This is a genomic window from Candidatus Woesearchaeota archaeon (assembly GCA_018675335.1).
Taxonomy (GTDB): domain Archaea; phylum Nanobdellota; class Nanobdellia; order Woesearchaeales; family UBA11576; genus JABJCP01.
This window is the reverse complement of the sequence record JABGYH010000009.1, coordinates 24,900-40,407: the sequence shown is the minus strand read 5'-3', so window position 1 is coordinate 40,407 and position 15,508 is coordinate 24,900. Positions and strand designations below refer to the sequence as shown.

Here is a 15,508-nt window from a genome sequence, read left to right as displayed (position 1 = left end):
AATGAAAACAATAGTTAAAAAGTCAGGAGTGGATGAAAAATTAGCTCGACAAAAAATTGATGAAGTTGTTGCACAGTTTAACAAAGAAAAAGTAATTGCAAAAAAAGAATTAAAAAGGCATGCTAAATCAGGAATGAAAAAAGCAAAACCGTTAATTAAACAAAGTGCTCATTTAGTTGAAGCATTAGTGAAAGAAGTAGCAACAGAATCCATTGAAGAATTAAGAAAAGCAAGATCAAGTCTTAGTAAAACTGGAACTGTTCGAGTTGATAAAAAATCAGTTAAGAAAAAAGCTTCAAAGAAAAAGGCAGTTAAGAAAAAAGTAGTGAAGAAGAAAGCTACAAAGAAAAAGGCTGTTAAAAAGAAAGTTGTTAAGAAAAAGGCTGTTAAACGAAAAGTAGTGAAGAAAAAAGTTGTGAAGAAGAAAGCTACAAAGAAAAAGGCTGTTAAAAAGAAAACTGTGAAGAAAAAAGCAGTTAGACGTAAAAAATAATTTTTAAAACTAGGTGTTAATATGAGAGATCGTTGGAGTAGTCGAACAATATTTATCCTTGCAGCAGTTGGAAGTGCAGTAGGACTTGGTAATGTTTGGAGGTTTCCATATTTAACTTATAAATTTGGAGGGGGCGCATTTCTAATACCATTTTTAATTGCGCTTATGGTTCTTGGAACTCCCTTATTAATTCTAGAATTTGCATTAGGACAAAAACTACAAAAAGGCGCAATTCATGCATTTCAACATGTACATCATAGACTTGGAGGTATAGGATTTTTAGCTATTACTGCCAGTTTTATTGTAGTTGTTTATTATGCGGCAATACTTGCATGGGCACTTGTATATTTTGTTAAATCGTTCACATTTAATCTTCCTTGGGTTGGAGATGCAGAAGGTTATTTTTTTGGGAATGTTTTGCAATTAACTGATTCCATATCTCAAATAGGTGGAGTTAATTGGTGGCTTTTTTTAGCATTAGGAGTTGTTTGGTTAGCAATTTATTACTGTGTTAGAAAAGGTGTTGATAGTATTGGAAAATCCCTAAAAATACTTGTTCCTTTACCTTTAGTTTTGTTAGGAGTTTTACTTATTAGGGGATTAACACTTGAAGGATCTCTTACTGGAATTTATTATTATATTCGACCTGACTTTAATGCACTATTAAGTACTGATCTTTGGTTGGCTGCAGCATCACATGTATTTTTTACTTTGAGTATTGGTTTTGGAATAATGATTGCATACGCAAGTTATAATGATAAAAAACAAGATATAACTGAAAATAGTTATATCACTTCAATTTCTGATGCTGCAATAAGTTTATTTGCAGGATTTGTTGTTTTTGCAATTGTAGGTTACATGGCACACTCAACTGCTTCGACTGTTGCAGATGTTGCAACTGCAGGACCAGGACTTGCATTTGTGGTATTTCCTCAAGCATTGTCTATGATGCCACTTCCTTGGTTGTTTTCAATTTTATTTTTTTTAACTCTTCTAACTCTTGGACTCGATAGTGCATTTTCTATGGTTGAAGGAATAATTGTAGTGTTAGGCGATTTTTTTAAAGCAACTCATAAAAAACTTGCAATGATTGTTTGTGGATCTGCATTTGTTTTAGGAATTATTTTTACAACCAGAGCAGGACTTTATTTTTTAGATATTGTGGATCATTTCTTATCTCATTTTGGGCTTGTGCTGGTTGGACTGTTTGAATGCATTGCAATTGGCTGGATTTATGGACCTGAGAAATTGAGAACATATATTAATTCGGTAAGTGATTGGCATCTTGGCGCGTGGTGGGATTATGTGATTAAATATTTCATGCCTGCTGTATTAATTATTTTACTCGTAGTTCAAATGTATCATGAATTTACTGTGCCTTACGAAGGATATCCTATATGGGCACTTGAAGTTGGATGGTTAGTTGTAATAATACCATTAGTTATCGCAATTGGTATGGCACTTCACGGGTCTAAGACTTCAGTTAAGTGTTGTAAAAAATAAATATTTAAAAAAAATGATTTTATTTCTATATTTTTAAATAGTTTTTACAATCTGAATTTTCTTAGTTGGTCAAAACTAATTTACTCCGACTAATATTTCCATTTCAGAATCATTACTTGAGGGATCATAGTTATGAGGATAAACTTCTAACCAAAGACCATTTTGTTTCATGTTTGATTTTGGAACTCCGCACATTTGAATCTCGCCATAAGTTTCTCCAATTTTTTCAATTGGGCCTTTGTGTGTGAAAACTAAATATTTACTTTTAGGAACTTCGGTGATTTCCATTCCTTCCGGAGCTATAAATTCCTCTGCTACCTCTGCGCAAGCAATATATTTAAAACTACAATCATCTTTATCTGTTGCTTTGCAAAAGCCTAAAACTTTTGAAGGATCAACTTGATTAATTTCAGAAATTCGACTCATAAACTTATCCCAACCTGGTTTTAGATCTTGACTGCACTTTTGAACTGTTGTAATAATTCCAATTCCTGCAATTTTAAAATTTGGTTTTTCAACTACTTTCATATTATCACCCTTTGTTTTCTAGTTTTTTTATTTGATAAGTATTTATTAAAATTTTTGTTTGATAAATTGCTATTTGGTTTAGCTTAATTAATCGATTTGATTGAGAAATTTTTTGTTTGATAAACTCTGAATTTAAGGATTCTAAATTGGCTAAAATAACTAATTGAGTGATGTTTGCATAATCTCTTATATTTCCTTTATGAATCTGATTTTGTTTTGACCATTCTTTTGCAGTTTTACCAAACAATGCTTTGTTTAAAATATCTGCCTCTGAAGCATATACGATTTTTGCTTCTTTTGAAGAAATCTCAGGAGGTATTAAATTCTCTTTGATTGCATTTGTGTGGATTGCATAATTAATTTTAACTAATTCACGTTTAACATTCCATCCTAACTTTAATTTTTCATTTTCTTCAATTTTTAATCTTTGATACTCTTTTATTAAATAAAGTTTAAATTTGATAGAAATCCAAGTAGCAAATTCGAATGCTATATCTTTATGGGCAAAGGTTCCGCCATATCTGCCACTTTTGGATATTATCCCTATGGCTCCAGTTTTTTTAATCCATTGTTTGGATGATAGTATAAAACTGTTTAATCCTGACTTGATTCTAAACCCATTGAATTCGATGGGATTGAATTGAGGATTATTAAGTTTTTCCCACAGACCTAAATATTCAATCGTTTCTCTATTTCTAATCCAGTTCGAAATTAAGTAATCTGTTCTTTTTGGGTTTTTATATCTTGCAATATCTGTTAAAGAAATGTATTCGTCTTCTTTTTGACTAAAAATTTTAATTTCTTTTCCTTTAACATTAATTGTTTTTTTCATATATTTAATAAATTGAATATTAATTATAAGTGCTACGCGTAGAAGTCCAATGTCCAGTGAGTTTTTCTAAACTAGGGTTTATTAGTTATTTGTTTTTTAGAAAACTTTTTGCAAATTCAATTCCATCTTGATTTGCTTTGTGGTCGTGAATTGTGTCGTGAAAATTCTCAGGTTTTATCCATTTTATGATTCCTAATGCTTCTCTAAATACTCCAACGCTCCAAGCTCTTTTAGGGCCATAATAAATGGTGATTGCTGCACTAGTCATAAAATGAAGTAATTTATCAAAACCTTTTATTAAGTAATCTCCTCTTTCAAAACGACGAATGTATTCAGAAACCATTCCAGGATGAGCTTTTTTTACTCTACCTCCTGCTTGACCAAAATTAAATGCCATCCATTTAATTGTATTTTTAGGATCTTTATTTCCTTCTAATTCTCTGAATAAATGCAACGCAACAATTTTGTGTACTTTTTTTGTGGGACTCGTTTTTAATTCTTTTTCTGCATTGTCAAAAGCAGTCCAATAAAATTGAGAAGACCAAGTTTGAATTTGTTCAATAGTTATTTTTTTCATCCAAGGACTTTTATGAAGAGTTTCTGCTAGAGTGTGATAATCATTTTGTATTTTTTGAGCTTCTACAATACTTAATTTTGTTCTAGGATGTTTAATTACTGCTTGTGGTGTGTGCACATCTTGTCTTATCCTATTCATTAGTTGTTTAGTAATTAATGGGGGAAATAAAAATTCAAGTAACTTAGTTAACCAACTTCGTTTTTTAGGTTTTACTTTGGAAACTTCTTCATGAATTTTTTTAAAATCTTCAGGGGTGAATCCTTTGCCCTCTAACTCATTTCGAAATGCAAAAACATCATCTAAGAATACATTAGAACTTAGTTTACCTTGTAAATATTTTTTAGTAAAAGGATAGTTTGAAAGAATTTCTTGTTTATTTGAGTCGAGGAATTCAAGCATTTTAATTCTTTTTTTCTTTTTTTATTGTATCATAATTAGGATTTTTTTTAATCCAATCAGATATTTTTTCATTTCCCGATGTGTAGGTTGTTTCATCCCAAAATTTACCAAACTTTTCGCTAATTTCATATGCTGCTTCACGACATAAAATAAAATATGGTTTGTTAGGACAACGATGCAAATGATCTATGCACACATAATAATCAATAACTACTAAACTCATGCCAAGTAATTTTTTAGTTGTAAAATCATAAGCTTTTGTTTCTTCTAAATTATAATGGTACTCTCTGCGTTTAAGTGCATTTAATTCGGAATCATCTAATTCAAATAAAACTCCATTAAACTCATGATCTTTTGATTTAGCCAAATTAAGAACATTAGGTCCTTGATCGCTTTTAACTGCTAAATTAAAAATTCGTTTATACCCTTTAATAATTACTGGTGTAAAACATTTGTCCGAAATAGTTTTTTTTAATGATTCGTGACTGATTAAGCTTCCATATCCAATTACTTTGTAGTTCATAAATTTGATTAAATTAGTTTTTATTAATAAAATTTCTGGTTATAACTTAGAAATAATTAATAAAAAGTAAAAACAAAATAAAAAATTTTAGATTTAATTCAATTCGCAAACATTACTTCTAGTTGTTCTCTGTGTGATTTGTAGCTATCTTTGTCAAATGAAATTGTTTGACCTTTGTAGTGAATTTGCACGACTCCATTATTCTTTGTTAAACAAATTAATTCTCCATCCAACTCATCTAATTTTTTGATTGGTGCATAATAATCTGTTTTAGGAAAAGGACCTGCAACCATCTCACCATCACAAATAACTCTTTCTTCATTGTTTTCAATAATGCTGTAAGTAAGTTTTCCATCAACTAATGTAATATTGCTAATCGCTCGATCCCATTTACTTGGTGTTTGGTAATGATCTTGTTCGCAGCCATCATAAACAACAAATTCTTCATCTCCGTTTCGAGCTACAAATGCTAGTTTATTGTCTAAAAAAGTAACATCTCTAATTGAATCATATGTTTCTGTTTCTTGACCATTATGGTTGACGCAAGATGAATCCCAACTATTTCCTGCAACTATTGCAATATCTGAATTTGTTACAGTTAGTTTGTTTAAATTAATTATTTTATACTCCATTAATTCGGTTGATTCATCACTCCATCCTCTAACTAAAATACTTGGTTGTTCTTTTCTATTTCGTGTGTGATTGACGTTGTCATCTTCTTTTTCTCGCTTTGCAATATAAAATACTTCACCATCAAATAATTTGGGAGTTTCATCAAACAGTCCATAAGCATTTGTTTCTTTTCCATTCAGAGTTGCCCATACTTGTTGACCATTCTTTTCTGCTAAAAACATAACAGTTCTTTTTTTAGTTATTGCATCATGCACATCAGTAATTTTTATAATTGAATCATATTCTGCAGTTTCTTTACCTTCAAAAACAACTACTTCTTTTCCATTGTTTTTTGTTACACCTAATGCTTTTTCTTCAAGAGTTCTTGGAGTATCATAATCATCAATAATTGCGTGCACATGATTGATTCGTTTATACTTGGGTGAATTTGTTTCTTGAAAAACTAATCTTTCTTGGTCATCATTAGATCTTGCAATATAACTATTGATACTTCCATTATCATTTACTATCAAATCTCTTATTTGTACTACGTCTGTGTTTTCGTAATCATTAATTTTGAGTATTGTTGTGTCTTTAGTTCTGTATTCAACTTCTCTTGTTTCTGTATCAAAAACAATAAATGCATTAGGTTCAGATAATCCTAGTGATCCTGGATTTAATGCCAATACATTTTCATCTTTATGTAAATGAAACTTGTGGGTGTGCCCAAATAAAACTAATTTTTTTAGATCCTGTTCTTCTCTTGTCACGAGATCATCCAGCGCAGTTTTTGCTTGATTAAATCTTATTTGAGGAATTTGAGATTCATAATCTGCTAAGTTGTGTCTAATATAAATTGCAGTATTATCTAAAACAAAAGTACTTCCATTTTCATGCATTGTAGCATCAATTGATCTCATTTCGCTTGAAAATTCCCATCGATCCATTCCGCCAGAAGCTTCATCCCAAAAAACAGAATGAAGATTAATTCCTGCGAATGCATCAATTTCTCCGTGGAGATCTCCACAATCAACAATGGTTTTAATGCCATTATCAATAGCATATTGTTTAACCATTTCAATTTGTTCTCTTTCTTTATGAGTGTCTGAAGTAATTATTATTTTCATTTTATTCGCCATTATTTTTAGGTTCTGCGTCATTGTCTTTTGGTCGAACATATGTTTCAGAATCTTTGATCAGGGTTTTCCAAATGTCTCTAGTTGACGTTGAATCAATTGGCATTCTTTGGATATAATCTCTAGTTAATTGTTCGACATTTTCACCAACAACAAAAACTCTAGCCTCAGAAGATTTTTCTGTAATTTTGTCATACAAAACATCTGCAAATGGTTCTGGTTGTGCTCCTCTAGAAACTGGAAGCATATTATCAATAACTGCATACCTAAACCCAGGATGCGATTCAATAATTTTTAATGCATCTTGATAGTTTGCAGCAGCATGAACTGTAAACACTGTTCCATCTAATGATTTTCGTAATCTATTTCTAACTTCAGAAGCACTATTTACAATCAAAATTGATTTTGATATTCTTCCATCTCTAAAATCTTGGTAACTGACTCCTGGATTGAATAAAGATCTTATCCCACCCTTATCAATCATAGTTGCTGCAAACGGATCAATTTTTTCTCCTGGTTTTAAAAATCCTGTTGAGCTATACATTGCGTTTATTAAGTCATCAATAGGAGTTTGATTTGTTGAGTTGTCTTTGTTATAACTCATTTTCTACACCTCAAAGCATAGTGTAAATAATCAGTAACTAATACTGGATTTGCAACGCCTGAATTAAATGATTCAATTGCGCTTCTAATTTGTGATTCTTCTCTAGCAACTAAAGCATCTAGCACTGAATCATCATGTAAAAATTCTCTTACAGTTGCAATATCTTTTGGAAAGTCTAGTGAATAACCTGATTCTTCAGGATAGTTTCCTGTATATTGACTTGGGTTGCCATAAAAAATACTAAATCTAGCAACTACTAATCCTGAACCTTTCCAACTTCTCACATCATCTTCTGCAGCATCAGTAGATCCAATTATTCCTAGTGTAAGATCATCTGGCCCTCTAGATTCGTGATCTCCCTGACGATCAAGTCTAACAATAAATTTGTCTGTTGAAAGAGTTTTTGTTCCATTAAGATTTTCTGATTCGTATCCGAACTTTTCTTTTTGCATTGTGATATATTTGCTATCAAAACGCTCAGACATGTTCTCATATAAATATGGACTAAATAGTCCTACAATAATTCTTTTTTTGTCTCCATCTGTTTCATTCATTTTTACGCCCTCCAATAAAAATTTTAAAAAAATTATAAAAAAATTACAAAAAAATTTATAAAAAAATTTGAAAAATTATTTCTCAACATTTAATGCATCAAGAACTGCTTTCCAATTTTTTGCAGTTTTGAAACCATGTTTTCCTTCTTGCACATATTGAGATCTTTGATCTTCTGAAACTCTGTATGGGCTTTGGTCTGTTAGAGTTCCATCTGTAAGTGTGTAAATAGAAGAGTGATCTCTTTCATCAAACATGATGCATTTAGTTCCATTAATTGTGAACTCTTGTCGTTGATGCTCATTGTCTCGATCATAGAATAAATCAAAAGTTGCAGATATTGGTCCTGTGTGATGATTCATTCCTGTAAGAACTGCTGCATAAGCTATTCCTTGTTTTGCTGCAAAAAGAACCACTGAATATCCTAAAGGTTGGTCTTCATGTCTTTGCCATTCTCCTTCTTGACTCATGTTTACAATATCTTGTGATCTTCTTCCACCCATTGGAAACATCATATCTGTCAAAACAACATCATATTTTTTGGGTTCAATGTCTGATTCATAATTTACTTTATGTCCCATTAAAGTCAATGCTTCAACTAAATTGCTTGCGACATCAACATTATGTTCTGCAAGTAATTGTTTTGCAGATTCACGATTCTCTAATTTATCATCAATAACTAAGATTTCTAATTTTGTCATGTTAATTCCTCCAACATAATTTTAAATACTAATTCAACCTCAACACAAGGTTTATTGTTACTATATAGTAAAAAATTTAGGTATTAATATCTTTCTCATATTAATCATATTCGGGATATGAAAAACGTAAAATTTAAATAAGAAGAGCTCTAAGTAAAGAATTATGAAGCGTAAACTCATAAAACAAGGTGGTGGAGGGGGAATGACTGTGTATCTACCTAAAAAATGGATAGATTTGAAAAACCTTAAGCCAGGTAATGAAATAGATATTCTCGAAGTTGGCGAGGGATTGTTATTTTCTGCTGAAACTATTTTGGATAAAAAAGAAATTACAATTGATCTTAAATCAAGTGAGAAAAAAATTATACGAACTCAATTAAGTGATTTGTATAGGTTGGGTTATGATAAAATTAAATTGGTGGGAGTAAATAAAGAACAAATTGAATATGTTGAAACTTCTGTTGAAGAATTTTTATTGGGGGTGGAAATTACTGGGAAAGGTACTGATTATTTGATTCTTGAAAATGTTGCAGAACCGAGTGGAAAAAAACAAGAAACTTTAGTTAGAAGAATGTTTTTGTTGATAAAAGAAACATTTGAATTAGTAAAATTAGATTTGGCAGAGGGACAAGTTAATAATTTGAAGCGAGTTGAGAAATTAACTTCAAAAGTTGGGCAGTACAATAATTTTTGTAGGCGAAATATTTCAAAAAAGAAATTTACTGAAGAAAGAATAAATTTTCATTGGGGAGTTTATACTTATTTAATTTTGATTCAAAGTAGTTTAAAACATTTATGTAAATTTTTGGCTAAACAAAAAAGTCTGGTTATTTCTAAAGAAAGTTTAAAACTTTTTAATAAGTTAGAATCAGAATTTGATTTATTATATTCTTCATTTTTTAAGAAAGATTTGAGTGGTTTAGAAAAAGTTAATAATTCTTGTCGTAAGGTGCTTTATGGTGAAGTGTATTCTTTGCTTAAAAAATCTAAAGGTGAAGGAACAATTGTATTATATTATTTTGGAGAATTATCCCGATTAATTTATTTAACAACATCTCCTATGTTAGGAATTTTGTTGGAGTGATTCATGATATGTTTTAGCTACTTTTAGATAACCTTCTACTTTTTCTCGTTTTTTATAATCTTTTTTCATAAAGCATGCTAGTCTTAAACTTTCAGTTAACATAGCTTCATGAACTCGTCTTCTAAATGTGGTGCTGTTTAGGGTGAATTCTGAATCTGCATGAGTTCTTAATTTAAAGTAATTATTTATTTGTTCATCTACTTTTGATATGTCTGTTGCAAAAGTAAATTCGTCTTCTTCATCTAACATTGATCTAGCTAAGTCTTTGTATTCTGGTCCTGGCGCTGCTCCTGAAAAATCTCCTAAAACTTGGGATGCAAACCAATTATCTTCTTTGGCATCATTATGTGTGATGGTTCTTTTTTCGTAATGCGCTTTGTTTTTTGTTATGTTTGTGTAGACTTTTTCGAATGGTTCGACTAGGTCGCCTAATTCTTCTTTAATTCTGTCATATGAAAAAAATTGTTTCACTGTTGGTTTAAATGTTGGATTATTTACCTCTGTTTTTAATTCTGTATGCAGCATTGATAGGACATACATTCTGTGAGAAAAAATTCCGTCAGTTATTCCTAATTTTTTAAATAATTCTAATTTATCTTGATTTGGTTCTTTTGTTTCATCAACAATTTTTGAGCAAACTACGAAAGTTTCGTTTTCGCCTAATAAATTGCCATTATTAAAATCATAAACTTGAGAAACATATTTTTTTAATTGGGAGTTGTGTTTAACTAATTCGCCTATGTTACTTTCTTTTTGTGCGCTAGTTTGTCCTCTACAAACTTTTGGAAATAAATCTTTTGTTGCGAGAATTGCTCCAAGATCCTTAAGTTCTTGTTTTTCTTGTTCACTAAATTTGCTAAGTGGATGACCTGTTTGATAAATAATTGGAACTTGTCTATCTCTTAATTGTGTTCGCAGTTTTCTTAATCGTTCTATTCCGTTTCCCATTGCAGTGGGATGATTTGGTTCCCAAGAATTATCTACAAAAATTGCAGCACATTTATCTAACAAATCTTGATTGACTTCTTCGTCTAATGCTGCGACTGTTACTTTGCGATTGTTTGGTTGGTATTCTCCTAGGAGAATTTTTTCACGATCACTTAAAATTAGAAATTGATAAGGCATATGGGTTTGTTGATTTCCATTATTTAATGATGTATCTATGAAGTTCACATAGTTGTCCCACATTTGATTTTTATATTCGTGTTGTAATGCTGATAATGATTCGCGTCCGTGTCTTCCATGCATAGTTCCTGTTATTTCGTAGCAAAGCATGTGCATTAGAGTTGGATATGTTTTTTGACTAAAATATTTCACATTCATTTCATCTAAGTCAAAGCCTAATGTTTTTGTTACGTGTTTTATTGTGTTGTTAAGGGCCTCATGTTCATAATTTGGGAAATATAAAATTACTTCGCTTTCTGGAAATTCTTTTTCAAGTTTTTTAAATGTTGAAATTGATTTAAGTAAATCTGCTAAATTCACAAATGTTTGTTGATTTGCATTAACTAGGATAACATCTGGATTTGGATTGATTTGTTTGTATGTTTTATATGTTGAATTTTCTTGGTGGATCTGATCATGAGTAAAATCTCTTATGAAAATTGTGTTTCCTTTGCTATTGGAATCCATTGATAGTGGATCGATTCCTAATTTTTCTCTTGCAAATTTTTCGATTTCTTCTTCGTTTGGAACGTGATCATAAGCTATATCTCCAAAAAGATTAAAATCGCAGAAATCATCAACTATTAGGATTGAACCTTCTTTAGATTGCATAATTCCTAATAAAATATCATCAAGTGACATGTGTTTTGATGGATTTTACTGATATATAAAGTTTTCGGTTCTTTGTCACTCTTAAGTGGTCACTTTATGTCTTTCATTAGTCCATATCATAAATTAAATTTTGGTATCTATTTGGATCTCGTTTTAATAATTGTTTCCAATATTTTGCAGTGCTCATTTTTTCTCCTTCTTTAAACCAAGCTTTTTCTAATTTTGTTTGCGCAAGATTTGGAGTTTCAATAACTGCTGGTTTGTAAATTACATAAGTTGCAGGTTGAGTTGCTATTGGACTTGCATTAAGTAAATCATCAATAGATAATGTTTGTGCTAAATTTGCAATTGAAGTCATATTATCACCTTTTGGGTTTATTATTATCTTCACCTCTAAAACTAATAAATTGAATTTTGTTTAAAAACAAACTTATTTAGAATAAATTTAAAGACTTTAAAACACTTTTTAACACTTTAAGATACTTTAGAGCTATGTTTTATTGATTTTTGAGCATTTTTTGTGCTTTGAATTACTTTTTGAGTATTTGTAGCTTTTTTTGACTTTTTGATGAAATATTTTAGGTTAAAACCCGGATAATTTTTAAATTATGAATTTTTCTTTATATTGTATGATACAAATTGACGGGAATCATTTAGAAGGAGGAGGGCAAATAATTCGAACGGCACTCGCATTATCTGCGCTTACAGGCAAAGAATTTAGTGCTAATAACATACGTGCTGGAAGAAAAAAACCCGGTCTTAAAGCACAACACTTGCATTGTATACATGCATTGCAAAAACTATGTTCTGCTAAAATTGATTCCTGTGAACTTGGAGTGGAATCATTAACATTTAAACCTGGTAAAATAAAAGTACCAATTACAATTACTGAAGATATTGGAACAGCTGGTGCTATGACCTTACTTCTTCAATCAATACTGTTACCTTCAATATTATCAGGTGGAAAAGTTAAATTAAAACTTACTGGTGGGACTGATGTTAACTGGAGTATGCCTTATGATTATTTTAATCAATTAGTATTACCTCACTTAAAAAAATATGCAGATATTGAATGTAAATTAATTAATAGAGGATATTTTCCAAAAGGAAATGGGGAAATTGAATTAAAAATTAAAGGAAAATACGAGTTTGATTTAGAAAAATTAAAAGAAGCACCACAATTGATTTGTGAGGCTCAAGGAATTATTATGCAAATAAAAGGAATTAGTCATGCATCTCAAGAATTATCCAATGCTCAAGTTGCAGAAAGACAAGCAAGGGCGGCACATTCATTTTTATCTAAAAAATATCATTGTCCAATAACTATACGTTCAGAATATAGAAAAACATTAAGTCCTGGAAGTGGAATTACTTTGTGGGCAGTATTTTCTAAATGTGATGATGATGTTGATGTTATTAATCCTATTCGACTTGGAGGATCAGCTCTTGGTAAGAAAGGAATTCGTGCTGAAGAAGTAGGAGAAAACGCTGCCAAAGAAATAGATAAAAATATTAAATCCGGATCTTCGGTTGATAGTTATTTAGCAGATAATTTAATTCCATTTCTTGGCGTATTTGGTGGAAAAATAAATTGTAGTGAAATAACAAATCATACTAGATCAAATATTTATGTTTGTGAAAAATTCTTAGATGTTAAGTTTGAAATTGATGAAGAAAAAAGAATTATTGAAGTTAAAAAAGAAATAATGAAAATAGAATAATTTTTATTAATTAACTTCTGTTAAAAATATAATAAAAAAATAAAAAATTTTATTTGATAAATTCTACTTAATTATATGTTTAGTTTGGAAAAGATGGTGGAGTTCCTGGATTTAAACCCGAACCCAGTGCACAATCATTTTTAACATAAACTGCAAATCCTTTTCCGATTTTTGAAAGCATTTGGTTTGTTGATGATGTTTGCCAACTCTGAGTTGAACTGACCCACTGATAAATTTTTGAAAATTCACAATCTTCTAAACCAATATCTCCTTCAGATAATTCTATTGGGATTACTAAAAAATTCCAACCTTTTTCATATTGAGCATATTCTCCTCCCGATTTTAAATCTGCATTAGGCGAAGTATAATAATTAAGTTTTGTATTTTCAGTAAAAAAAATCCATTGAGCAGCTAGACTTAAGGTCATTCTATTTTCATAATTAGATTTTAATAATTGACCTGCTTCTTCCATAGAATTAACACCTACAAATTCTGAGTTATCTTTTACTCCAATATATGATTTAGTTATTGGAAGATAAATATATTTCCAAGATTTTCTCCATTGTTGAACTGAATCATAATTATTATAATCTTCTCCATCATAAAAACTATAATGCAGCGTTGATGCAGGAATTAAATTCCATCCTTTTTGATACTCAACTGAAATTTTATTGTAAGGAAAAGATTCAGTTGCAAATTTATTTGGTTTAACTTGAACTAATTCATACGAACTAACGATAGTTGCTAATAGGATAGTTAAAGTAAGTAGTAAAAATATTATTTTTTTCATTTTTTATTCCTCTGGAAATCCTGGTACTGCAGGAATTGGCGTGCATTGACAATTGTTGCAAAATTCATTAGAACTACATTCGTTTTTTTCACAAGTTTCTCCTTTCTCGACTATATTGTTGCCGCAAAAAGAAGGTTCACTACAGCCTGTAACAAAAATTAGTACTAAAACAAGTGCAGAAATTAATAAAACAATAGTTTTGTTCATTTTTTAACCTCATAAAAATAGTATATTATTGGTTATTAATGATTGACTTTTTTAAAAGTTTGGTATATTTTTAATAGAATTAAGAATTGTGTTGTTAAATCTACTCTTTAGATGTTTTTTCTTCTGAGTTAGATTTAGACACTGTTTTTTTAACTGGTTTTGGTTCTTTAATACTTGATGCTTGGAAAACAAGTAAATCTTCTGTAGTAAGTTTTTGTCGCTTTTTAATTTTTTCTTCAACAGTTTTTTCGCTAATTTCAAGTTTTTTTGCATCTGAAGCTTTTTTCTTAGCTCTTTCTTTAGTTTTCATTTCATACATTTTGCCTGAAGCTTCTCGCATACCGCTAATTTTACCTTTAAATTTAGATGCAATTTCATTATATCTATTTTTAGCGTCAACAAATTTTTTCAAAGCGTCTTGTTCTTTAATTTTTAATTCATCAAGTTCTTTGAATAATTCAATAAGTTCTTCATGATACTTTTGACTTTCTTCAGCTTTTTGTTGAATTTTTCTATGAGTTTCATCAGCTTTAGTTTTAGTCTTATCTAAATCTTTGCCGAATTCATGAATTTGATTAAATACTCCTGAAATTTGAGTAAATTGTTTTAATATTTTTTTCTTTTCAGAGATAAGTTTCATAACTTTTTGCTCTTTAGAAAAAGGCATACCCTCAGTTTCTACTTTAAATTCAAGACCTTCAATTTCTTTTTTTAATTTTGAAGGATCTTCTTTTAAACCTAATTTTTTCTGAGCGTCTTTTTTATCTTTAGCAAGTTTTTTAATTTCATCTCGCTTTGATTGTAAACTAGAATTCAATTCTCTTCGTTTTTCTTTCGATTCACGAACATACTTAGTTAAATTGTTTCTTTTATTTCTTAGTTCTTTAATTTTTTTAGAAATATCAAGAATTTTAGAAGATAAATCTCTTTTTTTAGAAAACCAAGATTCTTTTTCTTCATTAAGTTGATTTAACTCGGTCTTTACTTCACTAACTTCAGCTTTTTGTTTGCTAACGTCTTCAATTAGTTTACTTTTATCTTCTTCGTTTCCCATTTTTTACACTTAACTTTGTAGTGAGGCGTTTAAAAACACCCATATAAATTATTTAAAAATTTTGAAAATAAAAAAAATTTAAAGCTAATTATTAGATTTAACCAAATAAAGCGCCAAGTCCTGCAGCTGCTTCTTCTTTAGGTTCTTCCTTTTCTTTTTTTGCTTCTTCTTTAGGTGCACTTGCTGAAGCGTCTGCTGCTGGTGCTGCTGCCGGAGCTGCAACGATAGCTGCTTTTTCAATAGCTTCATTAATATCCACACCGTCAAGAGCTGCAACTACTGCTTTAACTCTAGCTTCATCAACGGTTACATTAGCTGCTTCTAAAACTTTTTTCAAAGTTGCTTCTTCAACTTTTCCGCCTGCTTTATGTATTAACATTGCTGCGTATACGTATTCCATTTTGTAAAACCTCCGT

Annotated in this window: 18 protein-coding genes; 4 read left to right on the top strand and 14 right to left on the bottom strand. The window is 30.2% G+C overall.

Features of this window, described 5'->3' with window-relative positions:
* Positions 1–211: 211 nt before the first annotated feature.
* Positions 212–493, top strand: a complete 282-nt coding sequence (locus HN587_07470; GenBank protein ID MBT7903676.1) for a hypothetical protein — start codon at positions 212–214, stop codon at positions 491–493.
* 21 nt (positions 494–514) lie between these two features.
* Positions 515–1,996, top strand: coding sequence for a sodium-dependent transporter (locus HN587_07465; GenBank protein ID MBT7903675.1), 1,482 nt, complete (start codon positions 515–517; stop codon positions 1,994–1,996).
* A 75-nt stretch (positions 1,997–2,071) separates the two neighbouring features.
* Here the strand turns inward: HN587_07465 and HN587_07460 are convergent, their stop codons facing one another.
* The 8 genes from HN587_07460 to HN587_07425 all read right to left on the bottom strand — a co-directional run bounded on the left by HN587_07460 (position 2,072) and on the right by HN587_07425 (position 8,460).
* Positions 2,072–2,524 (bottom strand): AraC family transcriptional regulator, encoded by a 453-nt coding sequence (locus HN587_07460; GenBank protein MBT7903674.1) that lies wholly within the window; start codon positions 2,522–2,524, stop codon positions 2,072–2,074.
* Between the two features lie 4 nt (positions 2,525–2,528).
* Complete coding sequence (locus HN587_07455) at positions 2,529–3,356, bottom strand: KilA-N domain-containing protein (GenBank protein MBT7903673.1); 828 nt, start codon at positions 3,354–3,356, stop codon at positions 2,529–2,531.
* Positions 3,357–3,441: 85 nt separating this feature from the next.
* A complete protein-coding gene (locus HN587_07450) occupies positions 3,442–4,332 on the bottom strand; it encodes a hypothetical protein (protein ID MBT7903672.1) in 891 nt (296 codons plus the stop codon).
* Position 4,333: 1 nt separating this feature from the next.
* Positions 4,334–4,855 carry a gamma-glutamylcyclotransferase gene (locus HN587_07445; protein ID MBT7903671.1) on the bottom strand — a complete coding sequence of 174 codons (522 nt, stop codon included), beginning with the start codon at positions 4,853–4,855 and terminating at the stop codon, positions 4,334–4,336.
* 98 nt (positions 4,856–4,953) lie between these two features.
* Positions 4,954–6,594, bottom strand: coding sequence for a hypothetical protein (locus HN587_07440; GenBank protein MBT7903670.1), 1,641 nt, complete (start codon positions 6,592–6,594; stop codon positions 4,954–4,956).
* A gap of 1 nt (position 6,595) precedes the next feature.
* Entirely contained in the window at positions 6,596–7,207 is a 612-nt protein-coding gene (locus HN587_07435; protein ID MBT7903669.1) for a hypothetical protein, read from the bottom strand.
* Positions 7,204–7,761 carry a hypothetical protein gene (locus tag HN587_07430; protein MBT7903668.1) on the bottom strand — a complete coding sequence of 186 codons (558 nt, stop codon included), beginning with the start codon at positions 7,759–7,761 and terminating at the stop codon, positions 7,204–7,206. Before HN587_07430 ends, HN587_07435 begins: the two co-directional genes overlap by 4 nt.
* Before the next feature lie 75 nt (positions 7,762–7,836).
* The gene (locus HN587_07425; GenBank protein ID MBT7903667.1) at positions 7,837–8,460 is read right to left on the bottom strand and encodes a response regulator; all 624 of its coding nucleotides are present in this window, start codon (positions 8,458–8,460) and stop codon (positions 7,837–7,839) included.
* A 163-nt stretch (positions 8,461–8,623) separates the two neighbouring features.
* Between HN587_07425 and HN587_07420 the strand changes: the two genes are divergently transcribed.
* On the top strand, positions 8,624–9,544 hold the full coding sequence (locus HN587_07420) for a hypothetical protein (GenBank protein MBT7903666.1): 921 nt from the start codon (positions 8,624–8,626) through the stop codon (positions 9,542–9,544).
* Here HN587_07420 and HN587_07415 read toward each other — a convergent pair.
* On the bottom strand, positions 9,524–11,350 hold the full coding sequence (locus tag HN587_07415) for a hypothetical protein (GenBank protein ID MBT7903665.1): 1,827 nt from the start codon (positions 11,348–11,350) through the stop codon (positions 9,524–9,526). The two genes, HN587_07420 and HN587_07415, sit on opposite strands and share 21 nt — an antisense overlap.
* Before the next feature lie 76 nt (positions 11,351–11,426).
* Positions 11,427–11,678, bottom strand: coding sequence for a hypothetical protein (locus HN587_07410; protein MBT7903664.1), 252 nt, complete (start codon positions 11,676–11,678; stop codon positions 11,427–11,429).
* Positions 11,679–11,949: 271 nt separating this feature from the next.
* Here HN587_07410 and HN587_07405 point away from each other — a divergent pair, with 271 nt between their 5' ends.
* Positions 11,950–13,041 carry an RNA 3'-terminal phosphate cyclase gene (locus HN587_07405; protein ID MBT7903663.1) on the top strand — a complete coding sequence of 364 codons (1,092 nt, stop codon included), beginning with the start codon at positions 11,950–11,952 and terminating at the stop codon, positions 13,039–13,041.
* A gap of 79 nt (positions 13,042–13,120) precedes the next feature.
* Here the strand turns inward: HN587_07405 and HN587_07400 are convergent, their stop codons facing one another.
* From HN587_07400 to rpl12p, 4 genes are all read right to left on the bottom strand, one after another.
* Entirely contained in the window at positions 13,121–13,831 is a 711-nt protein-coding gene (locus tag HN587_07400; protein MBT7903662.1) for a hypothetical protein, read from the bottom strand.
* 3 nt (positions 13,832–13,834) lie between these two features.
* Complete coding sequence (locus HN587_07395) at positions 13,835–14,038, bottom strand: hypothetical protein (GenBank protein ID MBT7903661.1); 204 nt, start codon at positions 14,036–14,038, stop codon at positions 13,835–13,837.
* A 100-nt stretch (positions 14,039–14,138) separates the two neighbouring features.
* Positions 14,139–15,092: a hypothetical protein gene (locus HN587_07390; GenBank protein ID MBT7903660.1), complete on the bottom strand. Its 954-nt coding sequence runs from the start codon at positions 15,090–15,092 to the stop codon at positions 14,139–14,141.
* Positions 15,093–15,189: 97 nt separating this feature from the next.
* Positions 15,190–15,492 carry a 50S ribosomal protein P1 gene (gene rpl12p / locus HN587_07385; GenBank protein MBT7903659.1) on the bottom strand — a complete coding sequence of 101 codons (303 nt, stop codon included), beginning with the start codon at positions 15,490–15,492 and terminating at the stop codon, positions 15,190–15,192.
* Between the last annotated feature and the right edge of the window lie 16 nt (positions 15,493–15,508).

What these genes read in the sequence shown, in the direction of transcription:
- HN587_07465 (MBT7903675.1), top strand. Translation starts at nt 515, where the DNA reads ATGAGAGATCGTTGGAGTAGTCGAACAATATTTATCCTTGCAGCAGTT.
- HN587_07460 (MBT7903674.1), bottom strand. Translation starts at nt 2,524, where the DNA reads ATGAAAGTAGTTGAAAAACCAAATTTTAAAATTGCAGGAATTGGAATT.
- HN587_07455 (MBT7903673.1), bottom strand. Translation starts at nt 3,356, where the DNA reads ATGAAAAAAACAATTAATGTTAAAGGAAAAGAAATTAAAATTTTTAGT.
- HN587_07450 (MBT7903672.1), bottom strand. Translation starts at nt 4,332, where the DNA reads ATGCTTGAATTCCTCGACTCAAATAAACAAGAAATTCTTTCAAACTAT.
- HN587_07445 (MBT7903671.1), bottom strand. Translation starts at nt 4,855, where the DNA reads ATGAACTACAAAGTAATTGGATATGGAAGCTTAATCAGTCACGAATCA.
- HN587_07440 (MBT7903670.1), bottom strand. Translation starts at nt 6,594, where the DNA reads ATGAAAATAATAATTACTTCAGACACTCATAAAGAAAGAGAACAAATT.
- HN587_07435 (MBT7903669.1), bottom strand. Translation starts at nt 7,207, where the DNA reads ATGAGTTATAACAAAGACAACTCAACAAATCAAACTCCTATTGATGAC.
- HN587_07430 (MBT7903668.1), bottom strand. Translation starts at nt 7,761, where the DNA reads ATGAATGAAACAGATGGAGACAAAAAAAGAATTATTGTAGGACTATTT.
- HN587_07425 (MBT7903667.1), bottom strand. Translation starts at nt 8,460, where the DNA reads ATGACAAAATTAGAAATCTTAGTTATTGATGATAAATTAGAGAATCGT.
- HN587_07420 (MBT7903666.1), top strand. Translation starts at nt 8,624, where the DNA reads ATGAAGCGTAAACTCATAAAACAAGGTGGTGGAGGGGGAATGACTGTG.
- HN587_07415 (MBT7903665.1), bottom strand. Translation starts at nt 11,350, where the DNA reads ATGTCACTTGATGATATTTTATTAGGAATTATGCAATCTAAAGAAGGT.
- HN587_07410 (MBT7903664.1), bottom strand. Translation starts at nt 11,678, where the DNA reads ATGACTTCAATTGCAAATTTAGCACAAACATTATCTATTGATGATTTA.
- HN587_07405 (MBT7903663.1), top strand. Translation starts at nt 11,950, where the DNA reads ATGATACAAATTGACGGGAATCATTTAGAAGGAGGAGGGCAAATAATT.
- HN587_07400 (MBT7903662.1), bottom strand. Translation starts at nt 13,831, where the DNA reads ATGAAAAAAATAATATTTTTACTACTTACTTTAACTATCCTATTAGCA.
- HN587_07395 (MBT7903661.1), bottom strand. Translation starts at nt 14,038, where the DNA reads ATGAACAAAACTATTGTTTTATTAATTTCTGCACTTGTTTTAGTACTA.
- HN587_07390 (MBT7903660.1), bottom strand. Translation starts at nt 15,092, where the DNA reads ATGGGAAACGAAGAAGATAAAAGTAAACTAATTGAAGACGTTAGCAAA.
- rpl12p (MBT7903659.1), bottom strand. Translation starts at nt 15,492, where the DNA reads ATGGAATACGTATACGCAGCAATGTTAATACATAAAGCAGGCGGAAAA.